Below are 15,732 nucleotides of genomic sequence, written 5' to 3' on the forward strand. Positions count from 1 at the left end.
AAGGCAGTTAGGACACTATACGGATCTTAGAACCCAGACGGTGAAGTATTTTCCCCCCAGATCCGGCGTTCCCTGTTCCCTGCTATATATCTTGAAATTGTTGATCTGACTGCTTCTGTATTCATCCTCCAAACCCCCATGAAAATTAATGAACTCATAGAAAGACTTTTTCCTCGAAATCATCAAACCAGTCGAGAGGAAGCTAAACAACGCTTGAAGTTGGTCTTAGCCCATGACCGGGCTGATCTATCGGCGGAAATGGTGGAAGCCATGCGAAAAGAAATCATGGAAGTGGTATCTCGTTATGTAGAAATAGATACCGATGATTCAGAATTTAACTTAGAAAGTGATAACCGAGCTACCGCATTAGTGGCTAATTTATTAATTCGTCGGGTTAAACAAAGGGGATTATTCATGGCTGAATCTCCTCCTCCAGAACTTAAAACTGAATCTCCTAAAGACGAGGAGACTGAGGAAACCTCACCCCAACCGTCCCCAACCCCAACCCCCAAACCATCTACTTCACTTAAATCCGAGTTAAAAGCTCCTCCTCCTCCACCGGAGAAAAGCACAGAAAATCCAGATTGACATCCACCCCACCGTAAAACGGGCAACAACCCAGTTTTTGTAATAGGATAGCTTGTATTAGAGTCCTAAAGGACTCCCTACAAATTAGGGGGGAGTTCGGGACTGACCATCAGAGTTAATACTTCGTCCCCAATGCCTTTTAATTTATGGAATTCTTGGCTGATAATTTCCCCCCGAGGGAGATAGTTAGCCACTTCCGTAGAGACTAAAATACTATTGGGATGGGCAACCTCCTGTAACCTGGCCGCCATATTCACCGCCGGGCCAATGGCGGTATAATCGGAACGATCTTGAGATCCGAACATCCCGACAACCGCCGTCCCAATATGAATTCCGCACCGGAAACGCACGGGGACAACCCCATTTTCCCCGACAATGCCCTGTTCTCGCCAGTGTTGATTTAACTTATCAAGCGATCGCAACATTTGCCTCGCTGAATTCACCGCCTGTTTTACCTGTTTTTCGGCTGATAACTCCTCCGGGGCGCCATATAAAGCCATCACCGCATCCCCGACAAACTTATCCACCGTCCCCCCATTAGCAAAAATCACCCGGGTCATCTCTGCTAAATACTCATTTAACACCACTGCAATTCCCTGGGATTGTAACTGATTCGACATTTGGGTAAATCCGACAATATCACTAAATAAAATCGTAATTAACCGAGGTTCGGGACTCAGATCCAGGGATAACTCCCCGGTTGCGGCTTTTTTAACCATGGTTTCGGGTAAAAATCGCTTCAATACTGACTCTGTTAAATATCTATTTAACTCAAATATACGCCTCTCATTCTCTTTTAAAGACTGTAAGTTTCTAACTTCTGCCAACAATTCCCGATCATTAAAGGGTTTTGATAAATAGGCATCTGCCCCCCGTTCCACCCCTTCTAAACGGGTATCTTCATCGGCTTTAGCCGTTAATAAAATCATCGGGGTTCCCTTCAATTGCGGGTTATTCCGAATTAACCGAATTAAATCTAACCCTGAGACTAAAGGCATCATTAAATCCGTAATAATCACTTCTGGGTGATATTTTTGGGCAATTTCAAACCCTTCCACCCCGTTACAAGCTACTACCACATTATAACCCGATTGACGCAGAATTTTGGAGACATAACGGCGTAAATCCGGGTTATCATCCACCACTAAAACTAAATTAGTCAGGGAACCATTTTCAGGTAAAATCATATTCTCCTGACGGGTTTCTTCCCCATCAAAATCATCTCCATCGGTTACATCCACATCAATATCGGCAAACTCCACCGATGCCCGACTTGAATTTAATTCAGCCTGAATTTCTAATATTTGTTCCCCTGGTAAATGGGAGGTTCCCTGTTGTAACCAAACCGTAAAAGTTGTGCCTCTCCCATACACGGATTCTACGGAAATTTGGCCTTTGTGCAGTTCGACTAATTCCTTAACTAAAGCCAACCCTAAACCCGAACCTTCATAGGAACGATTAGCCGAGCCTTCCGCTTGTCTAAACCGTTCAAATAAATAGGGAATTTGTTCCGGTTTAATCCCAATTCCAGTATCCGTAACCTGCAAACGACAATGATTTCCCATCGGTTCCACCCTGAGAGTAATTGTCCCTCCGGCGGGAGTAAACTTCATGGCATTAGACAATAAATTATAGATAATTTTATCAAACCGTTCTAAATCCAAATACAACAACGGACAATGGTTTAAATTAGTTTCCAGGTAAATTTCTTTCTTTTGACAATAGAGTTGAAAAGACTCAACGGTACTATGACAAAAAGCAATCAAATCACAGGGACGAAAACTTGGCTGCATTCGTCCAGCATCAAATCGTTGTAAATCCAATAATTGATTGACTAACCTCAATAGTCGTCGGGAATTTCTTAAAGCTATTTTTGCCTGTTCCTGGGGTAAATCCTGCTGTTGATTAATCGCCGATTCTAACGGCCCAATCATTAAAGTTAAAGGAGTACGAAACTCATGGGAAATATTCTGGAAAAATTCCGTTTTCACCCGGTCGGCTTCTAACAATCGTTGCGCCTGTTGTCGAGTTTTTTGATATAAACGAGCCTGTTGTACCGCCAGAGCAGCTTGTACGGCCACTACTTGGACTAAATTAATTTCCGACTCCTGCCATTTACGAATCCGATTATTTTGTCGCAGGGAAATACTACCAATAATCTGACCTTCTGACTGCAAAGGAACTAACATTAGGGCTTTAGAAGCAGAACGTAGGGGTAATTCAGCAATCTTACATTCCGGTTGCAGATCTAAGTTATCAATAACAACGGGTTGGCGGGTGCGTAAAAGTTTTTGTAATACTGGATTTTCTCGAATCGGAACGGCCGACTGAGGTAGGGTTTCTAGGGAGAGCTTAGGGGCGGGAGTAGACGCTTCCGATGACCATTCATCACTAACCATCGAAGCCTGTCGAGTTGCATCATACAACCCCACACACTGAACATATTCATCATCCCTTGTCCAGAGGGATAAGGCACAGCCATCCACCTGTAGGGCTTCTCCCAATTGTTGGGTAATGGCGCCGAAAATTGTGCGCGGATCGAGACTCGAACGAATGGCCGATGTAATGGTATTAACTAGGGCCTCCCGTTTCGCCAGTTCCCGCACCTGTTCATAGGCCCGAGCTTGGGAAAGGGCGAGAGCCGCTTGGTCAGAAACCGTAATCACTAACTGCACTTCATGGTCAAGCCAGATATGGGGTTCTTGGCAGTGATGCAGGGCTAAAACCGCCATTAAGTCCAGTTTGTAGAATAGGGGGACGACTAAACTCGACCGAATTTGAGTTTGATCGTAGGCCTGTTGACGTTCTGTTACCGATAAAATCCGTTCATCGCTAACTGCATCCTGAATCACTTCGACGTCTGTGGTTTCCCAGACTAATAATTGTAATAAATTCTTGGAAGGCTTTTGACTATCGGGGGTTTCTGTGGCATCTAGCCGTCCCGACTGATACATAAACCATTCATCCACCATTTGCCCGTCTTGAAACGGCCGCAGCAGGCAATAGCGGGCTTCAAACATTTGGCCAACGGTTTCCACGATCCGTTGCAGCATTTCCCGATAGTTGGGGGCGGAGCGAATGGTATTGGTAACGGCGTAGAGGAGGGATTCTTGTTGGAGGGCGCGTCGTAATTCTTCGGTACGGGATTTGAGAACCCCATGGGTTTCTAAGGCCTGTTTAACGATGGCTTTGACTTCTTCCGCATCCCAAGGTTTGGTAACGTATTTAAAAACTTTACCGGAGTTAATTGCTTCGACTAAATCCTCGACGTCGGTATAACCGGTGAGGATAATTCTAATAATATCGGGATATTGGGCCGCGGTTAAACTCAGAAATTCCGTCCCGCTCATTTGCGGCATTCTTTGGTCGGAAATAATCACCGCCACGTCAGTCTCGGACGCTAAAATCTTTAGCGCCTCTGGCCCACCATCTGCTCGCAACACCCGGTATTCCCGATGAAAGGTGCGATACAGCAAATCTAGGTTATCGGGTTCGTCATCGACAACCAAGATCGTCGGCTTAGATTTTTTCTGGGAACTCATGCACCGGACTCCTGCTGCAAGGGATGTAGGGGGCAATGATCTGTAGAATTTACCAATTGGATGTTAACTCGGAGCCCCTATCTAATACGGGTTAAACCACAATCAGGGTATTGATGCACAATATTTATTGTACCCCTATACTTCTGGGCGCGGAATTCCCGTATTCTTTCAGAAAGTATAAAACTGTCACGATTACCCAAAAAAGGGGGATCGGAATTAATATTGCACTATTGATAAACTGTGAATCAATTGTTTTCCACTTCGAGATCTAACACATTTTTCTGGGGTTACGGAAATGGCATGGGTTCAAAAAACCTGCCCGAACAGGAAAATTCGCTACAAAAAGGGAGTTCTGTGGATTTTTCTAGTTTACAAATTCGGCCAGCAACCTCTGAGGACTTAACGGGATTAACGGATGTTTTGGCCGAGAGTTTTCATTCCCAGGAGGGACTTTTGGGCTGGATTTATCCGATTTTACGGTTAGGAATTTATGAGGATTCCCGTTATCGTTTATTGGCAAATACAGATCAATATTTGTGTTTAGTAGCTGTGGTTTCAGGGGTCAGGTCGTCTCAACCTTCGATTTTAGGAACCATAGAAATCGGTTTGCGATCGCGTTATCCTTGGCAATTATCTTTAACCTCTCGCTATTTGTATATTTCTAATTTAGCCGTTCATCCCCAATATCGCAAGCTAGGAATTGCCCAAAAATTACTCGCAAGTTGTGAACAAACAGCCCAACATTGGGGATTTTCTAATATTTATCTTCATGTCTTAGAAAATAATCATCAAGCCCGAGGTTTATATTATAAAATGGGTTATAGATTAATTGAGATTGATTCGGGTTGGAATTGCACATTATTAGGGCAGCCTCGACGTTTGTTTTTACAAAAACCGATTGGTAATGGGTAATAGGTAATAGGTAATAGGTAATGGGTAATGGGGAATGGGGAATAGGTAATAGGTAATAGGTTTTGGGTTTTGGGTAATAAGTACCTAAACAAAATTAATTACACATCTTCCACCCTGTTCCCTCCCCCCTAGCCCCCCGTAAACGGGGGTTTGGGGGGGCTGTTCCGGTGTTCCCTCTCTCAACTAGGTAATTTATTTTGTGTAACTACTTAATAGGGAACCCTTGGTTAAGGCTCAATTTTGCGTTTTAAGCGTTCTCCTAATCTTAAAATTTGACAGGCTAAAATTGCCGCCCCAAACCCATTATCAATATTCACCACTCCTACCCCGGTGGCGCAGGAATTCAACATGGTTAATAAGGGGGCTAACCCGTTAAAATTGGCTCCATAACCGACGCTGGTGGGAACTGCAATCACCGGACAATCGGCTAATCCTCCAACTACAGTCGGTAAGGCTCCTTCCATTCCAGCGACGGCAATTAACACATCCGCATCGGCAATCATCGGCCAATTACTTAGTAACCGATGAATTCCGGCAACTCCTACATCCGATAACCGTTTTACCTCAAAACCAGATAAGGTAGCGGTGATGGCAGCTTCTTCGGCGACGGGTAAATCGGCGGTTCCGGCGGTTAAAATCGTGATTATTCCTGTAGAATTAGATCGGGGAATTTCATCCGGGTGAATAGCACAAATTTTAGCGATTTCGTAATATCTTAAATCGGGGATTTGGGCTTGTAATTGTTGATAAACATGGGGTTCAATTCGAGTTGCCATCACCACCGGATTTCGCTGACGCATTACCTCGATAATCTTAATAATTTGTTCCGGGGTTTTATTTAATCCCCAAATTACTTCGGGAAATCCGGTTCTTAATTTTCGATGATGGTCAATGCGGGCAAAATCTCCGACGGGTTCAAAATCAAAGTATTTGATTTTATCTAAGGCATCAGTCGGGGTAATTTGACCGGATGCAACGGATTCAAGTAACTGTTGTAAAGCTTCAGGATTCATCAGAATTTAAACAGATTATTCGGCAATTTTGAGTTCATACAAATTCCAAAATCCTCCCCCTAATGGTGTGTATTCAACGCCTTCAACCCGATCTCGGATGGCTTCAAAGGCGAGGGGATTTACCATATATAATAGGGGCAATTCTTCGGAAATAATTTTTTGGGCTTTTCCATAGAGTTCTTTACGTTTTTTCGGATCAAATTCCTGGGAAGCCTTCACAAATAAATCATCTATTTGTTGTTCCCAATCGGAAACTTGCCAATCGGTAATCCCGGTTTCTCCGGGTTGGGGCCCCTGATTAAATGTGTGTAACCGTCCCTGCACTGACCAAATATTATAACCCCCGTGAGGTTCAATTCCTCCTCCACTGAATCCCCCTAAATAGGCATCCCAATTCCGAGAACTGGAAAGACGTTCGACTAAGGTATTAAAGCTGAGAAATAATAAATCAACTTGAATCCCTATTTTACCCAGGTCTTGGTTAATTTGGGTAGCCATTTGTTCCCGAATTTTTTTCCCAGCACTGGTTAAGAGGGTAAAACGAACCTGATTACCTTCACTATCAATTAACTGATCTTTATCATTATACTTAAACCCCGCATCAATTAGCATTTGTCTAGCTTTTTCGGGATTGTGTGTATAGGTTTTTAATCCTGCTTCTGGGGATAGATAAAAGGGGCTTTGGACTGGAATGGGAGAATGTTGCAGTTCTCCTAATCCTAAATAGAGATTATTTTTCATCACTTCCCGATTAATGGCATAATAAACCGCCTGTCGGAAGGCTTTATTATTAAACCATTTAGACTTAATTGGATCAACAAAGGGTTTCCCTTGAGCATTTTTTCCCCGATTCATATTCAATGACATGAACACGGTTCCCATATCGGGGCCAGAATTATAAATAGTATATTTCCCTCGTTTTTCTTCGGGTTTTAATAAGGGAAATGTTTCCGTTTGTATGGTTAAAGTATCTAAGGAACCGGAACGAAAATCCAATAATTGAGTATCGGTACTTTCAATAATTTGCCAGACAATTTCTTCAATATAGGGTTGGGGATTTCCCTGTTCGTCTTTTCGCCAATAATAGGGATTTCTTTCTAAAATTACCCGTTGATAAGGAGTATAACTTTTGATCCGATATTGACCATTACCAACAATATCTTGAGGGTTGGTATCGGTTCCCCAAGTAGTTAAAAATTTGGGGTTTCCCTCACTATCTGTTTCGGTAATTGAATCTTTTAAAATGTGGGCTGGTAAAATACTTAATCCGGCTACATATTGTAAAAAAGGTGCAAAGGGTTCAGCAACGGCAAACTCCACCCGACGATTATCTAATTTTTTGACCGTGGGAAAGCTGCGACTTTTTCCCACTCGTAAAATATCTTTAAAACTGCTGGGAATTTTATCGTTTAAATAAATATCGTTATAGGTAAAAATAATATCATCGACGGTTAAGGGTTTTCCATCTGACCACTTCAACCCGTCTTTTAAAGTAATAATAATTTTTTGTTTATCATCAGAAATTTCCCACCCTTGGGCTAACCCCGATTTCGGCATTAATTCTCCGGTTACGGGGTCGTCCTGAATTAACGGGTCATACAAATAACCAAAGACGGTATAGGCCGATTGACTCAAGGGCGGATTAAAGGTGGCTGGGCCGCTGGGCGTGGCGACCACCAACCGAGACGGAATTTGGGATTGAGCGGTACTACAGGCACTCATAACCAGGGCTAAGAGGATGAATAAAGTCTTTTGGAACCAATAAGGTTTGAATAGAATCATGTTACAAAAACTAGCTAATTTCTATAGCAATCTTAAATCATTCTGTTTAAAAGCTTAGTATGCCTAAAATCGCCTCCACCTCCTGTCCCCTGCTATAACGGGTGAATTCTATAGTAGGACTTACGCATGGGGCCGAGAAACCGGGTTTTTTAGAACATAAGTGGGTTACAACGCAGTATTTTCGTAAAAAAACCCGGTTTCTTTGGCTGGGTGCGTAAGTCCTGTATAGAAAATTTTGGTAATTTATGCACGATAATGATTATCATTATATTCTATGAATCAACCTGTAATCATGGCCGTAGCGGGCCGGGCCGGAGTCGGCAAAACCACCTGGATTCGACAGCAAATAGCGACAGAATCCTTGCCAGTATTATATTTCAGCCCCGGAACAGGCTCAGTCCCCATAGACCAAACCTGTATCTCTGCTGAATTTCCCCAAGTGAAAACCCTAAGTGACGCCCAAAAATCCTTACTCACCAAACACTTAATAGATGGTGGCGTAGCCTACATTGAATTGGGGTATTACCTGCAACTTGATGCCCTCAACAGCTTGCTAGAGGCTTTTCCCAGTCGCCGCGTCTGCATAGTACCGCCGAATACAAAAGACAGCGAGTGGCAAAATTGGGCCGATGAAACTGTCGAGGGAGTATCAATCAATCAGCAAGGGGAACAACTATCAATTTGGCGATTACCCCTGCAAGGAAATGTCATTGACCCCGGAAGTCTCGATGTTTTTTGGTATCAAGAAATGACCGAAGGAGCCTATGGCAAAATTCACAGAGCCAAAGGCATTTTTGACATCGCTGATGGGCGCTCTTTTTACTTAGATTTCGTTGCTGAACTTGCAGAAACCAAATATGAAGAATTGAATCTCCCCCTCTGGCTAGAAGGCAAACCCCAACGCTTCAGCGGGATCGAAATTATCGGCGAAAACTTAGATGAAACCTCATTGCTGCAAACTTTAGAAGACTCCTGTTTGTCAGAAGCAGTAATCTTATATTACCAGCAACAAGTTAAAGATTCAATGTCATTATCAGCAGAGGAAGAAACAACATGAAAATTGCAGTTATGTCTTGCATTCATGGTAACTATGAAGCCTTGAATGCAGTTTTGACAGATATTGACCAACAGAAAGCTGATAGCATATTTTGTCTGGGAGATTTAGTTGGTTATGGCCCCCATCCTCACGCAGTTGTTGAGCAAATTCGCTCCTTAGATATTCCCACTTGTGCGGGATGTTGGGATGAAGATATTGTCGAAGGCTTAAACTCCTGTGAATGTAGTTATCCCTCAGTGTTAGCAGAAAAACGGGGCCAATTAGCTCACGAATGGACTAACCAGAATATCTACCCTGAAACGCGGGAATATTTAGCACAATTGCCCCATAGTTTAAAGAAAAATAACCTTTGTTTTGTTCATGGTAGCCCCCATACAGCCCATGAGTATTTATTGCCCGAATTAGATGCTTTCATCGCCTTAGAAAGAGTCTTATCTACTGGTGCTGATGTACTATTTTGCGGTCACACTCATGTGCCTTATGTCCGCACTTTAGATAGCGGTCAATTGCAGGTAAAAGTAACCGATGCTGACGGAAAAATAGATAATGTTTTGAGTTTTAATGCGCCTGTTTTAAAGATTGTTAATGTCGGTTCGGTTGGAGAACCCCGACATGGAAGACCAAATGCTACTTACGTTATTTACGATGAAGATACACAAAATGTGACATTAAGAGAGGTTGAATATGATTATCAAAAAACCTGTGCTGCGATTATCGAAAAAGGTTTACCTCCTATTTTTGCATGGCGTTTAGCCAGGGGTTTAGAGTTTGCAGAAAGAGCCGACGATCCTACTCATGTTTGTGCAAGATAGGTAATGGGTAATGGGTAATGGGTAATGGGTAATGGGTAATGGGTAATGGGTAATACTTCGACTTCGCTCAGTAACAGGGTAATGGGTAATGGGTAATGGGTAATGGGTAATAGGTAATTGATAATGGCTAATGGCTAAACTTGTAGGGTGCGTCAGACCTAAGTTTCTTGCTATAAACTTGCGTTTTGCTACTAACGCACCCTAATAATACTACAAATTTCACTAAAAAGCAAATCGAAATGTGGGCAATTTTAAGCGGAATTGAAGGAAATCTAAAAGCTTACGAAGCTGTACTTGATGATATTAAGCGGCAACGAGTTAGAGTCGAACAACTGTATATTCTTGGTGACTTAGTTGGGATTAATCCCGACTGCGACAAATTAGTAGAGCGTTTACAAAAACCGCGTCAAGGTGAGTTATTCCCTCAAGTTTGTACGGGATGGTGGGAGGAACAATGCTTCATTTTACACGCTATTGGTGCTACTAGCGAACCGACTGAGTTAATTGAGCAATATGATCAAAATACAGTTAAGTTACTTTGGGATTCTGTCTCACGCAAATCTGTAGAATGGCTGAGGTCTTTGAATTTTGGTTTTCACGAACTTGACTGCTTGTTAATTCATGGTAGTACGGCCGGTGCGGCGGATAAATTAACTCCAGAAACCCCGGCTTTTGTGATGCTAGATCGCCTAATTCGCGCTGATGTGAATAACTTGTTTTGTGGTCGATCTGGTTTAACTTTCCAGTATCAATTACAAGGGGGTTCGATTAATAATACTGTGCAAACTCTTGATTCTCAAAACTCTCCTCAAACTGTTACTGTCACGGCACGTCAAGTTATTGGAGTTGGTAATGTTGGTCGCAAACCCGGAGTTGCAACCTACACTTTATATAATCCTGAGTGCGATCGCGTTCAATTTAAGACAGTGCATTATGGAGCAAAAAAGGGCTTTCAATTATCAGCCCTGTAAGTATTTCCCGATCGTGTTAAAATGATAATGATTATCAATGCTAAAATTTATGGTCAGATCGCCAGCCCAGTCACAAACCGCTCTCAGCCAGATCCCAAAAGACCCCCAAGCCTTGCAGCGCCTTCGCCACACCAGTGCTCACATTTTGGCAATGGCAGTGCAAACTCTGTTTCCAGAGACAAAAGTGACGATCGGGCCAACTACAGATAACGGATTTTACTACGACTTTGATAGAAAACAACCATTTACTCCCGAAGATTTGAGCAAAATTGAGGCAGAAATGCGGCGGATTATTCAAGCTAATCTGCCCGTAATTTGCGAAGTTGTAGAGCGCGAACAAATTAGGGATGAAATAGCACAATTAGGGGAACCTTACAAACTAGAAATTCTCAACAGCATCCCAGAAGGGGAGACAATTACTCGTTACTTTATTGGCAGTCCCGATGCGGGAAAATTGTCAGATGATCCGATAAATTCAGAACCTTCTTTAATTGAGCCAGTTACCCTGCCTCCGAGCAAATATTGGTGGGATTTATGTGCGGGGCCGCACCTTAACTTTACAGGGGAAATCAATCCCGATGCTTTGGCTTTAGAAAGTGTAGCTGGAGCTTATTGGCGCGGCGATGAAAAGAAACCAATGTTGCAACGCATCTACGGTACTGCTTGGGAAACACCGGAACAATTGCAAGCTTATTTGGAGCAAAAAGCAGCAGCCAAATTGCGCGATCACCGTCAAATAGGTCAAGAGTTAAAACTATTTAGTATTCAAGAAGATGCTGGCGGCGGTTTAGTATTCTGGCATCCTCGTGGAGCAGCAATTCGCTATGTGATTGAGGATTATTGGAGAAAAGCTCACTTAAATTCTGGTTATGAACTGCTTTATACACCGCATTTAGCAAATCTCGATCTCTGGAAAACATCAGGTCACTTTGACTTCTATAAAGAGAATATGTTCGACTCGATGGATGTTGAACAACAGGCTTATCAAATTAAGCCGATGAACTGCCCGTTTCACGTTTTGACTTATAAGCATGAACTCCATTCTTATCGAGAATTGCCCCTGAGATGGGCGGAATTAGGGACTGTTTACCGTTACGAGCGATCGGGAGTTTTGCACGGTTTGATGCGGGTTCGCGGATTTACTCAAGATGATGCTCATATTTTCTGTTTGCCAGACCAAATTGCTGATGAAATTCTGGGAGTTTTGAATCTAACAGAGCAAATTTTATCGGACTTTGGCTTTAAGAATTATGAGGTGAATTTGTCCACTCGTCCCCCTAAGTCTGTGGGAACTGATCAGGTTTGGGATTTGGCGACAGCAGCTTTAATTGAAGCTTTGGATGCTAAAGGTTGGGATTATGTTACAGATGAGGGTGGGGGCGCTTTTTATGGGCCGAAGATTGATATTAAGATTGAAGATGCGATCGGCAGATTGTGGCAATGTTCTACTATTCAGGTAGATTTTAATTTACCTGAAAGGTTTGATATGCAATATGTCGCCGCTGACGGAACCAGACAGCGACCAATTATGATTCACCGGGCGATATTTGGTTCCCTAGAGCGTTTCTTTGGAATTTTGATCGAAAACTATGCCGGGGATTTTCCTCTGTGGTTAGCACCTATACAGGTGCGAATTTTGCCTGTTAGTAATGACCAAACAGAATATGCTAAGTCTGTTGCTGATTCCTTAAAGAAAGCCGGATTTAGAGTTGAGATCGATTGCAGTTCCGAACGTTTGGGTAAGCAAATTCGCAATGCAGAATTAGAGAAAATTCCGGTTGTGATTGTAGTAGGAAAAAAAGAAGTAGCAGAACAATCTTTGAGTGTGCGGACAAGGAAACAGGGAGATGTCGGTATGTTAACTATGCCAGATTTGCAAAGTCGGCTACAGTTAGCTGTTGAGGAAAAAGTGACGATTTAGGGGAATTTGATTAGCCTTTTAATTGAAATTATTTGATGGGATTTTATTTGCGATCGCTATTAGTTCCACGAGGATTTGTTGATCGGCGATCGCCCATAAGTCCTGTAAAAATTTTTGTGGGCTAGGACTTGCGCTTCAGGAAACTTTTGGGGTACAATGAGAATGATTATCATATTCAATCAGATGCGATCGTCTGTATCGCAGCTGTCTTTGAGTTATGGGGTGCGGATAGCAACACCTCTACAATTAACCAATGAGGAACCATGGCCAATCTCGATGTAGAAACCCCAGATTTTGTATTAAATATTCCCAAAAGAGGAATGCCCGTAACTATAATTACAGGCTTTCTTGGCAGTGGCAAAACTACCTTGCTCAATCAAATTCTCAAAAATAAGCAAGACTTAAAAATTGCAGTTTTAGTTAATGAATTTGGGGATATTAACATTGATTCTCAATTACTTATTTCTACCGACGATGACATGGTAGAATTGAGTAACGGCTGTATTTGCTGCACAATTAATGATGGATTGCTTGATGCAGTTTACAGAGTCTTAGAGCGAGAAGACCGCATTGATTATATGGTGATTGAAACCACTGGAGTTGCCGATCCCCTACCGATTATTTTAACATTTGTCGGTACGGAGTTGCGGGAATTGACTAACTTAGATTCTGTTCTCACAGTCATTGATGCTGAAGCCTTTACTCCCGAACATTTCGACAGTGAAGCCGCTTTTAAACAAATAGTATTTGGCGATATTATTCTGCTCAACAAAACTGATTTGGCTACCCCAGAAAAAGTCAAAGAATTAGAAGATTATATTCGCACAGTCAAAGATGGGGCGAGGATTCTGCACTCTGAACATGGTGAAGTTCCTTTACCGTTAATTTTGGGGTTAGGATTAGCAGAAATAGATCTTTATATTAACAGATTGAATGAGGATAAACATGACCACAAGCATGACCACAAACATGACCACGAACATGATCACAAACATGAACATCATCACTCCAAACACTTAGAAAATGATGGATTTATTTCGTTTTCTTTCCAAAGCGATCGCCCTTTTTCCATTAATAAATTCCAAGAATTTTTAACGGAGAAGTTGCCTAACGATGTATTTAGAGCTAAAGGCATTCTCTGGTTTGTTGAAAGCGATTTACGACATCTATTTCAACTCAGTGGAAAACGATTTAGCTTGGATGCTGACGAATGGGGTAAATCCCCCAGTAATCAGATAGTCTTCATCGGTCGTAACTTAGATTTGGCAAAATTACAGCAACAAATTGCTGAATGTATTGCTTAAAAAATAATCTCCAAAAAACAAACACACCCGAACTACTTTCACGGAAACAACCATGACTTCAGAACTGACATTTCCATTTATAGACTCTAGCATTTCTGTCAAAACTCAAGGAGAACCAGTAGTTTCTGAAGCTGAAATGATCCAAGCTGTAAGAACGTTATTACTAGGTTTAGGAGAAAACCCAGATCGCGAAGGATTACTGGATACGCCGAAGCGAGTTGTCAAAGCGTTGAAGTTCTTAACTCAAGGCTATAATCAATCTTTAGATGAACTTCTAAATGGGGCAGTATTCACCGAAAATACTGACGAAATGGTATTAGTTCGGGATATTGACATTTTCAGTTCTTGCGAACATCATATCTTGCCAATCATCGGTCGTGCCCATGTTGCTTACATTCCTAATGGCAAAGTAATTGGTTTGTCTAAAATTGCCAGAATTTGCGAAATGTATGGACGACGTTTACAAGTTCAGGAACGGTTGACAGCACAAATTGCTGATGCACTTCAAGGACTATTAAAACCCCAAGGAGTTGCCGTTGTAATTGAAGCAACTCATATGTGCATGGTGATGCGTGGTGTACAAAAACCTGGATCTTGGACAGTGACAAGTGCGATGCGCGGTGCATTCTCAGAAGATCCTAAAACTCGCCAGGAATTTATGAGTTTAATCCAACATAAATCTAATTTTTAGGGGGTCAATTTTCCCCGGTAGAGACTAAGCATGGCTAGTCTCTACAGAGGGGTTAGAAAATTCCGAGAATTTCAGTTTTCTGGCTGACTTTAAACTTTAACAGGACTTACGCACCCAACCAAAGAAACCGGGTTTTTTTACGAATTAGTATTTCTTTGTTTGTCATTGAAATTCCCACGATATAACTATTCCCAGGAATTTTAATTCACTTTTTCTAATAAGGCTACTGCATAAGCCGCAATTCCTTCTTCTCGACCCACCGGGCCTAATTTTTCATTGGTGGTGGCTTTGACACCAATTTGATCGGAATTTAGGTTTAAGGTGGTGGCAAGGCGATCGCAGATTGCGCTAATATGGGGTTTTAATTTCGGACGTTCTGCGACAATTACAGAATCAATATTTCCGATTTTCCAACCTCGATCTAATATTAGTTGATTCACCTGTTTTAAGAGGACTAAACTATCCGCCCCCGCCCATTTTTCATCGGTTGGGGGGAAATAATGCCCAATATCTCCTAAACTTAACGCCCCTAACATCGCATCCATAATGGCATGGGTTAAGACATCCGCATCACTATGTCCTAATAGTCCGAATTCATGATCAATTTTAATCCCACCTAAAATTAATGCCCGTCCGGGGACTAATTTATGAATATCATAACCATTACCAATGCGAATATTCATGGATCTTTTTTCTAATTGAAATCAACACAGTTTTTTATTATAGGGTAAGTCTAAATAGATTTAACAAATTGAATAGACTTAACAGACTTAACAGAAACATGAGGAGATTGAGAAGCCGCGACGCAAAAAAAAGTAAATAAAATTAAAAATATACTAAGTACATAACCTAGACCCATCATGGCATAGGAATTAGTCATACCATTACGGAAATATTTGAACAGTAAGACATTAGGAAGCAAGGTTTTCATGATAGTAACCTCCAGGGGATTAACCTTAATAATAGTTGACACTCAAACCGCGAGAATCTTAGCACGCTATTGACCTTATCAGGTGATTTTAGCGTTGTTTTAGTAGATGACTCTCTGGGATGATTTTAATTTTGATGGGAGTTCGTTTAGATTAAACGAAATGGAAGGAAAACAGTATTGATGACTACTGGTACTTTTCGAGTGTTGT

Annotated in this window: 13 protein-coding genes; 8 read left to right on the plus strand and 5 right to left on the minus strand. The window is 41.9% G+C overall.

The genetic code is table 11. The features are described 5' to 3' along the window. Nucleotides 1-138: 138 nt before the first annotated feature. Nucleotides 139-588 (plus strand): cell division topological specificity factor MinE, encoded by a 450-nt coding sequence (gene minE, locus NMG86_RS16895; protein ID WP_026785988.1) that lies wholly within the window; start codon nucleotides 139-141, stop codon nucleotides 586-588. A gap of 77 nt (nucleotides 589-665) precedes the next feature. Here the strand turns inward: minE and NMG86_RS16900 are convergent, their stop codons facing one another. Then, nucleotides 666-4,130 (minus strand): response regulator, encoded by a 3,465-nt coding sequence (locus NMG86_RS16900; protein ID WP_026798132.1) that lies wholly within the window; start codon nucleotides 4,128-4,130, stop codon nucleotides 666-668. 300 nt (nucleotides 4,131-4,430) lie between these two features. Between NMG86_RS16900 and NMG86_RS16905 the strand changes: the two genes are divergently transcribed. Next, nucleotides 4,431-5,042 carry a GNAT family N-acetyltransferase gene (locus tag NMG86_RS16905; RefSeq protein ID WP_026798133.1) on the plus strand — a complete coding sequence of 204 codons (612 nt, stop codon included), beginning with the start codon at nucleotides 4,431-4,433 and terminating at the stop codon, nucleotides 5,040-5,042. Between the two features lie 227 nt (nucleotides 5,043-5,269). Here NMG86_RS16905 and larB read toward each other — a convergent pair whose 3' ends face one another. Continuing rightward, entirely contained in the window at nucleotides 5,270-6,055 is a 786-nt protein-coding gene (larB, locus tag NMG86_RS16910; RefSeq protein ID WP_026798134.1) for a nickel pincer cofactor biosynthesis protein LarB, read from the minus strand. 15 nt (nucleotides 6,056-6,070) lie between these two features. Beyond that, nucleotides 6,071-7,837, minus strand: a complete 1,767-nt coding sequence (locus NMG86_RS16915; protein WP_043938539.1) for an ABC transporter substrate-binding protein — start codon at nucleotides 7,835-7,837, stop codon at nucleotides 6,071-6,073. 274 nt (nucleotides 7,838-8,111) lie between these two features. Here NMG86_RS16915 and NMG86_RS16920 point away from each other — a divergent pair, with 274 nt between their 5' ends. The 6 genes from NMG86_RS16920 (at nucleotide 8,112) to folE (ending at nucleotide 14,593) form a co-directional block, all read left to right on the plus strand. Then, nucleotides 8,112-8,894, plus strand: a complete 783-nt coding sequence (locus NMG86_RS16920; RefSeq protein ID WP_026798136.1) for a GTP-binding protein — start codon at nucleotides 8,112-8,114, stop codon at nucleotides 8,892-8,894. Beyond that, a complete protein-coding gene (locus NMG86_RS16925; protein ID WP_026798137.1) occupies nucleotides 8,891-9,706 on the plus strand; it encodes a metallophosphoesterase family protein in 816 nt (271 codons plus the stop codon). Before NMG86_RS16920 ends, NMG86_RS16925 begins: the two co-directional genes overlap by 4 nt. A gap of 239 nt (nucleotides 9,707-9,945) precedes the next feature. Next, entirely contained in the window at nucleotides 9,946-10,677 is a 732-nt protein-coding gene (locus NMG86_RS16930) for a metallophosphoesterase family protein (protein WP_026798138.1), read from the plus strand. Nucleotides 10,678-10,726: 49 nt separating this feature from the next. Next, entirely contained in the window at nucleotides 10,727-12,598 is a 1,872-nt protein-coding gene (gene thrS, locus NMG86_RS16935) for a threonine--tRNA ligase (protein WP_026798139.1), read from the plus strand. A gap of 263 nt (nucleotides 12,599-12,861) precedes the next feature. Continuing rightward, nucleotides 12,862-13,902, plus strand: coding sequence for a CobW family GTP-binding protein (locus tag NMG86_RS16940; RefSeq protein ID WP_026798140.1), 1,041 nt, complete (start codon nucleotides 12,862-12,864; stop codon nucleotides 13,900-13,902). 52 nt (nucleotides 13,903-13,954) lie between these two features. After that, nucleotides 13,955-14,593, plus strand: coding sequence for a GTP cyclohydrolase I FolE (gene folE / locus NMG86_RS16945; RefSeq protein ID WP_043938538.1), 639 nt, complete (start codon nucleotides 13,955-13,957; stop codon nucleotides 14,591-14,593). A 200-nt stretch (nucleotides 14,594-14,793) separates the two neighbouring features. On the opposite strand, the gene ispF is transcribed toward folE, so the two are convergent. Continuing rightward, entirely contained in the window at nucleotides 14,794-15,276 is a 483-nt protein-coding gene (gene ispF, locus NMG86_RS16950; RefSeq protein ID WP_026798142.1) for a 2-C-methyl-D-erythritol 2,4-cyclodiphosphate synthase, read from the minus strand. A 50-nt stretch (nucleotides 15,277-15,326) separates the two neighbouring features. After that, nucleotides 15,327-15,524: a hypothetical protein gene (locus tag NMG86_RS16955; protein ID WP_026798143.1), complete on the minus strand. Its 198-nt coding sequence runs from the start codon at nucleotides 15,522-15,524 to the stop codon at nucleotides 15,327-15,329. Between the last annotated feature and the right edge of the window lie 208 nt (nucleotides 15,525-15,732).

Origin of the sequence: Planktothrix rubescens CCAP 1459/22 (genome assembly GCA_904830895.1) — a bacterium.
Taxonomy (GTDB): domain Bacteria; phylum Cyanobacteriota; class Cyanobacteriia; order Cyanobacteriales; family Microcoleaceae; genus Planktothrix; species Planktothrix agardhii.

Bases quoted from the DNA above. Each gene is read 5' to 3' on its own strand.
- NMG86_RS16915 (WP_043938539.1), bottom strand. From the start codon at position 7,837: ATGATTCTATTCAAACCTTATTGGTTCCAAAAGACTTTATTCATCCTC.
- minE (WP_026785988.1), top strand. From the start codon at position 139: ATGAAAATTAATGAACTCATAGAAAGACTTTTTCCTCGAAATCATCAA.
- NMG86_RS16925 (WP_026798137.1), top strand. From the start codon at position 8,891: ATGAAAATTGCAGTTATGTCTTGCATTCATGGTAACTATGAAGCCTTG.
- NMG86_RS16920 (WP_026798136.1), top strand. From the start codon at position 8,112: ATGAATCAACCTGTAATCATGGCCGTAGCGGGCCGGGCCGGAGTCGGC.
- NMG86_RS16955 (WP_026798143.1), bottom strand. From the start codon at position 15,524: ATGAAAACCTTGCTTCCTAATGTCTTACTGTTCAAATATTTCCGTAAT.
- NMG86_RS16930 (WP_026798138.1), top strand. From the start codon at position 9,946: ATGTGGGCAATTTTAAGCGGAATTGAAGGAAATCTAAAAGCTTACGAA.
- folE (WP_043938538.1), top strand. From the start codon at position 13,955: ATGACTTCAGAACTGACATTTCCATTTATAGACTCTAGCATTTCTGTC.
- NMG86_RS16940 (WP_026798140.1), top strand. From the start codon at position 12,862: ATGGCCAATCTCGATGTAGAAACCCCAGATTTTGTATTAAATATTCCC.
- thrS (WP_026798139.1), top strand. From the start codon at position 10,727: ATGGTCAGATCGCCAGCCCAGTCACAAACCGCTCTCAGCCAGATCCCA.
- larB (WP_026798134.1), bottom strand. From the start codon at position 6,055: ATGAATCCTGAAGCTTTACAACAGTTACTTGAATCCGTTGCATCCGGT.
- ispF (WP_026798142.1), bottom strand. From the start codon at position 15,276: ATGAATATTCGCATTGGTAATGGTTATGATATTCATAAATTAGTCCCC.
- NMG86_RS16905 (WP_026798133.1), top strand. From the start codon at position 4,431: ATGGGTTCAAAAAACCTGCCCGAACAGGAAAATTCGCTACAAAAAGGG.
- NMG86_RS16900 (WP_026798132.1), bottom strand. From the start codon at position 4,130: ATGAGTTCCCAGAAAAAATCTAAGCCGACGATCTTGGTTGTCGATGAC.